The sequence below is a fragment of the Kribbella sp. NPDC002412 genome (assembly GCF_053592935.1).
Window position 1 is genome coordinate 1 of sequence record NZ_JBSFBL010000121.1, and the last position, 6,995, is coordinate 6,995.

Sequence of the window (6,995 nt, forward strand, 5' to 3'; positions counted from 1 at the left end):
AACCGGCGACCTCAACCTTGGCAAGGTTGCGCTCTACCAACTGAGCTACGTCCGCGCTGCGACCGGGTTTTCGTTCCCCCGGCGCGAGAAGAACATTAGCCCATCTCCCCCGGAGTTCAAAAATCGGGGTCCCCGCACCGTCGACCCACGGTCATCAACCGGTCACCTGTGGACAGCCTGATCGTCGCGAATCGCCTTAGGACTAAGGTGTTCTGCGGAAGGAGCATCAATGCGTATCTGGCTGAACGGCACCCTGCAGGACGACCAGGCGGTCGTCTCGCCGCTGGACCATGGACTGACCACCGGCGACGGGGTGTTCGAGACGATCAAGATCGTCGACGGGCGCCCGTTCGCGGTGACCCGGCACCTGCAGCGACTGGTCCGGTCGGCGGTCGGGCTCGGCCTGCCGGAGCCGGATGTCGCGCAGGTCGAGGAGGGCATCGCGGCGGTCGTGAAGGCCGACCCGGACATCCCGTTCGGCCGGCTCCGGATCACCTACACCGGCGGTGTCTCCCCGCTGTCGTCCGATCGCGGTACGTCGGGCCCGACGATCGTGGTCGCCTCCGACCCGATCAAGCGCCCCGGCCGGGTCTCGGCGATCGTCACAGTCCCCTGGGTCCGCAACGAACGCAGCGCGGTCGCCGGCCTGAAGACGACGTCGTACGCCGAGAACGTCCGCGCCCTCGCCTACGCCAAGGACCGCGGCGCCAGCGAGGCGATCTTCGCCAACACGATCGGCAACCTCTGCGAGGGCACCGGCGCCAACATCTTCTGCGTGTACGACGGCGAGCTCGTCACCCCCACGCTCGAGTCCGGCGCCCTTGCCGGCGTCACCCGCGCGCTGGTCCTCGAGTGGTACGGCGGCACCGAGCGCGACGTACCGCTGGCACAGCTGCTCGAAGCCGACGAGATCTTCCTCACATCCACCACGCGCGACGTCCAGGCCATTCAACGCGTCGACGACCGCGACCTGCCGGCTCCGGGCCCGATCACCGCCGAAGTCGCGAAGACCTTCGCCGAGCGCTCGGCCGAAGACCCGAACCCGTAAGGCGCCCGACAACCGGCTGATCCGGGAGCGCCGCGCGGAGACGCAGGCTGTTCTCGCCACACCGCGAGATGATCTCACTCGACGGCTGCCGATCAGACGCTCGAACTGCTGCTGAACAGTACGGCCGGCGGCGGTGATCCGGGCAGGGCACGTCGACGCGTACGTCGTACAGAACGCTGCTGCTGAGCGCAGTAGCAGAACAGCTCCCCGCCTGGTGCGCGGAGAGCTGTGTGGGCCGGCTATTCGCCTGAGGCTTTGCGGCGCTCGCGGTAGGCGGCCACGTGCAGGCGGTTGCCGCAGGTGCGGGCGTCGCAGTACCGCTTCGAACGGTTCCGGGACAGATCGATCAGGGCGTCGTCGCAGTCCGGGGCTTCGCAGCGACGGAGGCGTTCGCGTTCCCCGGCCGAGATCACCTGGGCAAGCGCAATCCCGCACTCGACCGTGATCCGGCACGCCAGCGACGCGCCGTCTCGTGAGTAGTGGATGTGCCACGGGTGCCCGTCGTGGTTCGTCAGCCGCGGCGTCGTCGTGCCGCGGGCGACGATCGCGTTGATCATCGCCGCCGCTGTGGCATCGGATTCCGTGGTGAAGACCGGCGCGAACAACGGCCGCAGATCACGAACCTCGGCCAGGTCCTTGTCCGTCAGCGTGCCGACCGCACTGAACTCGCGCTCCTGGACGAACTTCTCCAGTTCCTCGAGCGTTTCCATGGTGTCGACCTGGCTGTTCGGCCCGGGCAGGGTGTTCACCAGCCGGACCAGCGTGCCGAGCGCCTGCTCGGTGTCGTGCGAGAAAGTCACAATCACGTCTCCAACGCGACGGGGTCTCCGTCTTGCAGCAAGAGTAGCCCGCCCCGATTAGATCGTCGCTGACATCATGCGCTATGGTTTCACCCGCAAGGCACCACAAGGCAACACCAGCAACACCAGAACGGGCGATTGGCGCAGTGGTAGCGCGCTTCGTTCACACCGAAGAGGTCACTGGTTCGAACCCAGTATCGCCCACGAAGGCGATAGGCGACTCGTGTCCGCGGAGAGCGCGGAGCGGGTCGCCTTCGTCGTTTGTGCGGCTGCGCTTCGCTTGCCGCGGGCGGGGGCTCCGCCACCCGCACCCCCTTTGCGCCTTCGCTTCGCTCGGCTCCTGGGCTGGCCCCGGCAGTCGGCTGACAGGTCTGGGCTGGCTCCGGCGGTCGGCTGACGGGCATGGGCTGGCCCCGGCGGTCGGGTGAGGGTGTGGGTTGGTCTGGGCGGTCGGGGGACGGGCGTGGGTTGGCTGCTGCGGTTGGCTCGCGGGTGCTCGCCTTGGTTTGCTGCCCCGCGATCCATGGCCTCGACCGTTGGAATGTTCACTCGTCCAGGGGCAGGCCGAGGGGCCGTTGAATTCGCTCCGGCGATGACCCCTTGGGCCTTTGGGGCGCTCGGCCTGTGGCTTCGGGTGGGGCTTGGGGCGCGGCTGGGAGTGCCGTTCCCGTCAGCCGGCTGCAGTGGGAGCTGACGAGGAAGGGATGTGGGCTCGTGCTTAAGGGGTCAGGTTGTGAGGTCGAGTTGGGTGAGCATGGCAGTTGCGTCGAAGTAGGCGTGTTCTGTTGCGACCAGGTTGTCTGGGGTGAGGGTCCAGAAGATGCCCATGTCTACGGCGAAGGTTTTGCCGGTGGCGGGGATTTCGCCGGTGGGGCCGGGCATTGGGCCCGTCATGGTGCCGGTGGCATGGAGCTCCCAGCCGATGGCTGCGCTTCCTATGACGGGATCGGCGGTCAGGGTCCAGACCATGTCGGGGAACGCCTTCCGGAACGCCGACCCGGTCGCGAGCACGGCCTCCCGGCCCTTCGTCGGCTCGGGGGACATCGGGTCCACGAGGACCACGTCGGCGGCGTAGAAGACCCCGAGGGCGGCGGCGTCGCCTGAGTTGTAGATGTCGACGTACTTGCGAACCAGCTCTGCGTCAGTCATGTCGTCTCCCCGTGCTCGAACCGAACCGATGACCTCAATCTGGACCGCGGCCGGGGGCGCGTCCATTCCAGAAACCTGGCAACTCGGCGGCGGCGTCGATACCGTTGAAACGTGTCTCGGGGTCTGGAGGCCAGGTGGCACGGCTATCGATGGATGAGGCGAGCGTCCGGATCCGTCAGCTCGCCCGCGCGGGACTCCATACCCACGCGTTCTTCGAGGCGGCGGGCGACACGGTCAGTCGCGCCGTCCCGGTCGGCGGCGCGCCACCGTTCTGGAACACCGTCGACCCCGCGTCCCACCTGATCACCAGCATCCACTTCGACGGCGAGTGCTTTTTCGACCTTGCTGGTCAACTCGAGTGGGAGTACCGCGCGGCTGATGTGAACCAGACCGCCGACGTCCTCGCGAGCCATCGGGGTGTCCAGACGCTGCATCAGGTGACTGGCGGGAGCCCCGAGCGCAGCCCGGTCTTCCGCGAGTACCTGCGACCGCACGGGATCGAGCAAGAGGTCGCTGTGGCGCTGCGGGCGAGGACCGGCGAGGCCTGGGGATCCCTACGCCTCAACAGGTCTCCCGGTCAGGCCACGTTCAGCGCCGTTGAGCTCGACTTCTTGTGCTCGGTAAGCCCGCACCTCGCAGAGGGGGTGCGCCGCGGTCTGCTGCTGGGTGAAGCCCTTGAGCCCGATTGGCCAGATGCGCCCGGCCTGGTGGTCATGGGCGAAGGTCTCTCGGTCGCATCCGTCTCCCCAGAGGCAGAACACTGGCTGAACGAGTTGAGCGGAGGGCAGGAACGCACACCCACCGCGCTCTTGTCGGTCGCAGCCCGAGCCACTGGCGGGGACGGACCCGCCCTGGCCCGAGTCTGCACCGCCACAGGCAGGTGGCTCGTCCTCCATGGAACGTCGATCACGATGCCGGCGGGCCGGCGCGCGGCAGTCATCATCGAACCTGTTGCCCGGGCGCGGATCGCGAACGTGCTGATGGCGGCCTACGGGCTCACCCGCCGAGAACGTGAGATCACGAGGCTGGTGCTGACGGGTCAGTCCACCGCGCAGATCGCCGACGAGCTGGTGATCTCCCCGGTCACGGTGCAGCAGCACCTCAAGAGCATCTTCGCGAAGACCGGAGTCCACAGTCGCCGGGATCTGGTGTGCACCGTGTTCGTCGACCACTACGACCCACGCGTGCACGACAACGAGAAACGACGGGTTGCTGCGCGACCATCACGCGGCGGTCCCGCGCCGCTCAATAACTGAGCTCAGCCTTCCGGGCGTCGCTTGTCTACGCGTTGTTCAGCAGGTGTACGTGGTCTTCAGAGAGTTCCAACGTGGTCGCAGCTATTGCTTCTTCCAGTTGGGCGAGAGTGGACGCTCCGAAGAGGGGGATGAGGGTGGGCCGTTGGTGGAGAAGCCAGGCCAGGACTAGTCGGTTGGGGGTGGCGTTGAGGGCTTGGGAAAGGTCCCGGAGGCCTTCGAAACGGGTGTAGGCGGTGGGGTGGGCGTAGCCGCGGGAGGCGGGGAAGGGGCGGTCGAGGTAGGCGTAGGAGCCGGCTAGTAGTGGGGAGTAGGCAACTAGGGCCATGTCGGGATGGGCGGCTAGGTAGTCGAGGTGTTCTAGACCGGCATGGGTGTGATGAGGGCTGCCGAGGCGCTCTTCGCCTTGTAGGGCTGGCGGGTTGGGCCAAAGGTAGGTGTGGTGCTGCTGTATGACGGAGTACTGGGCCACGCCCTGGCTGGCGGCCAGTTGGCGGGCGCGGTCCAGGCGCCAACTGGTGGTGTTGCTGCAGCCGATGAGGTCCACGACGCCTTCGGCAGCTAGGCGGCCGAAGGTGGCTACGGTTTCTTCCAGTGGGGTCCGGCGGTCGTCGATGTGCGCGTAGTACAGGTCGATGCGATCGATGCCCAGGCGGTCCAGGCTGCCCTTGACGGCGGACTCGATGGCGGTCGCGCTGAGGCCTTCCCAGTGGTCGTCGTCCGGCGTGCCAGGGCGGGTCGACTTGGCGCCGACCTTCGTGGCGATGACGAGCTCGTCGCGGTTGCCGCGCGACTTCATCCAGCGGCCCAGGAGCTCCTCGCTCTCGCCGCCTTTGCCGTGCCATTGGTTGTAGTTGTTGGACGTGTCGATGAACGTCCCACCGGCCTCGACGAAACGGTCGAGAATCGCGAACGCGGTGTCCGGGTCCGTCGTACTGCCGAAGTTCATCGCGCCCAGGCACAGGGCGCTGACCTCACGGCGGTTGCCAATGGTTCGGTACAACATGGAGGGCTCCCTCAAACAGTGGATTCATTTCAGCCTGCCTGCTAGAGCGCACTCCAGGTCAAGTCGTCAAACGAGCCAGACGCCGTCGTCCATCAAGGTGCGGTTCGAGAGCTCGTCGACCTCACGCCACGCCATGATTCTGGTCGGCGTCAGGCGGAAGAAGGGGTACGGCGACTTGAGGGCCCGCGGATCGAATCCGGCCTTCGCCGCGAAAGCGTCGCCCTCCGACTCGGTCAGCGCCCCCGGTTGCACGACCTCCGCGCTGGCGCTGATGTGGACGACGTCCCGGGTGTGGCCGAGGGTCAGGTGGGCAGTGGCGTTCGTCTGGAGGTTCTTGGCCGTGGGGTTGCCCGCCGCCGTGGACAGCAGGAGAGTCGAACCGTCCCAGAGGAAGGACAGCGGCATCAGGTACGGCGTGCCGTCCGCCGACGCGGTCGCAACCCAGAGGTCGACGTCCTCCTCGAGCCTGCGCAGCGTGTCCTGTTTCCGCACCGACAGCGGACGGGCCGGCATTGTCATCGTCAACTCCTCTGGGGTCGTGGGCTGCTGCAGTGTCACATGTACGGCGGATTCTCCGTCAGACCCATGACGGAGCCGGGCCCAAGCCTGTGACCGGGGTCGAGAGGGATGTGGTGGAGATGAGTGAGCACGACTGGCTGGCGGCTCGGTTCGAGGAGAACCGGGAGCACCTGCGCGCGGTGGCGTACCGGATCCTGGGCTCCGCTCCGGAAGCCGAGGATGCGGTGCAGGAGACGTGGATCCGGCTCAGTCGCTCCGACGCCGACGAGATCGAGAACCTCGGCGGCTGGCTCACCACAGTGGTCGGGCGGATCTGTCTCGACATGCTGCGGCTGCGGCGCGGGCACCCGGAGCAGCCAGTCGGCGACCACTCCCCCGCGCTGGCGGACGTCGACGTACCCGATCCGGAAATCGAAGCAGTGCAGGCGGACTCGGTCGGGCTTGCGCTGCTCGTCGTACTGGAGACGTTGACGCCGGCCGAGCGGCTGGCGTTCGTGCTGCACGACATGTTCGCCGTGCCGTACGAGGAGATCGCGCCGATCCTGGGCAAGTCGCCGGCGGCCGCGCGACAGCTGGCGAGCCGGGCACGGCGACGAGTGCAAGGTACGCCGGAACCCCTCGAGGCCGACGCGATCCGGCAGAAGGAGCTCGTCACCGCGTTCCTGGCCGCGTCGCGGGGTGGGGACTTCGAGGCGCTGCTCGCCGTACTCGATCCGGAGGTGGAACTGCGTGCCGACGAGGCGGTGCTGGCTCGGGGCGCGAGCCCGTTGCGGGGCGCGGCGGCCGTTGCCGAGTCGTTCTCCGGCCGGGCGGCGGGCGCTCGGCTCACGCTGGTCGACGGGCTGCCCGGTGCGGTGTGGTCGCTGCGCGGTGAGCCGCAGGTCGTCTTCAACTTCACGGTCGCCGGCGGGCGGATCACCGCGATCGAACTGCTGGGCGATCCGGAGTACCTGGCGGGGGTCGAGCTGGCGCCGTTGCAGGGCTGATTCGCGGTACGTCGTACCGCTGCCACCGACCGCTTGACCGGTGGGGCTGGTGTTACTCGTGTGACGAAATCCACGCTTGGACGGCCCGGAGTGCGACACCCCGGAATCTGGTTTTTGCGAACGGGAAAAGTGCGCTACTGTTCTGCTCTCGCACCGAGCAGGAACAGGGCCGGAGCGATGCGGACGTAGCTCAGTTGGTAGAGCGCAACCTTGCCAAGGTTGAGGTCGCCGGTT

The 6,995-nt window shown here is 67.5% G+C and carries 7 protein-coding genes and 1 tRNA gene; 4 read left to right on the plus strand and 4 right to left on the minus strand.

Annotated features, from left to right (window positions below; genetic code table 11):
* Positions 1 to 229 precede the first annotated feature (229 nt).
* Positions 230 to 1,048 (plus strand): aminotransferase class IV, encoded by an 819-nt coding sequence (locus ACWCOV_RS41310; protein WP_449834848.1) that lies wholly within the window; start codon positions 230 to 232, stop codon positions 1,046 to 1,048.
* A 239-nt stretch (positions 1,049 to 1,287) separates the two neighbouring features.
* Here the strand turns inward: ACWCOV_RS41310 and ACWCOV_RS41315 are convergent, their stop codons facing one another.
* The gene (locus ACWCOV_RS41315; protein WP_449834849.1) at positions 1,288 to 1,854 is read right to left on the minus strand and encodes a CGNR zinc finger domain-containing protein; all 567 of its coding nucleotides are present in this window, start codon (positions 1,852 to 1,854) and stop codon (positions 1,288 to 1,290) included.
* A 126-nt stretch (positions 1,855 to 1,980) separates the two neighbouring features.
* Here ACWCOV_RS41315 and ACWCOV_RS41320 point away from each other — a divergent pair.
* A tRNA-Val gene (locus ACWCOV_RS41320) sits at positions 1,981 to 2,052 on the plus strand.
* Between the two features lie 522 nt (positions 2,053 to 2,574).
* On the opposite strand, the gene ACWCOV_RS41325 is transcribed toward ACWCOV_RS41320, so the two are convergent.
* A complete protein-coding gene (locus tag ACWCOV_RS41325; protein WP_449834850.1) occupies positions 2,575 to 2,997 on the minus strand; it encodes an ester cyclase in 423 nt (140 codons plus the stop codon).
* A gap of 104 nt (positions 2,998 to 3,101) precedes the next feature.
* Here ACWCOV_RS41325 and ACWCOV_RS41330 point away from each other — a divergent pair, with 104 nt between their 5' ends.
* A complete protein-coding gene (locus ACWCOV_RS41330) occupies positions 3,102 to 4,253 on the plus strand; it encodes a helix-turn-helix transcriptional regulator (RefSeq protein ID WP_449834851.1) in 1,152 nt (383 codons plus the stop codon).
* Between the two features lie 25 nt (positions 4,254 to 4,278).
* Here the strand turns inward: ACWCOV_RS41330 and ACWCOV_RS41335 are convergent, their stop codons facing one another.
* Positions 4,279 to 5,256: an aldo/keto reductase gene (locus ACWCOV_RS41335; RefSeq protein WP_449834852.1), complete on the minus strand. Its 978-nt coding sequence runs from the start codon at positions 5,254 to 5,256 to the stop codon at positions 4,279 to 4,281.
* A 66-nt stretch (positions 5,257 to 5,322) separates the two neighbouring features.
* On the minus strand, positions 5,323 to 5,775 hold the full coding sequence (locus tag ACWCOV_RS41340; RefSeq protein WP_449834853.1) for a pyridoxamine 5'-phosphate oxidase family protein: 453 nt from the start codon (positions 5,773 to 5,775) through the stop codon (positions 5,323 to 5,325).
* 119 nt (positions 5,776 to 5,894) lie between these two features.
* Between ACWCOV_RS41340 and ACWCOV_RS41345 the strand changes: the two genes are divergently transcribed.
* A complete protein-coding gene (locus ACWCOV_RS41345; RefSeq protein ID WP_449834854.1) occupies positions 5,895 to 6,761 on the plus strand; it encodes a sigma-70 family RNA polymerase sigma factor in 867 nt (288 codons plus the stop codon).
* The last annotated feature ends 234 nt before the right edge of the window (positions 6,762 to 6,995 follow it).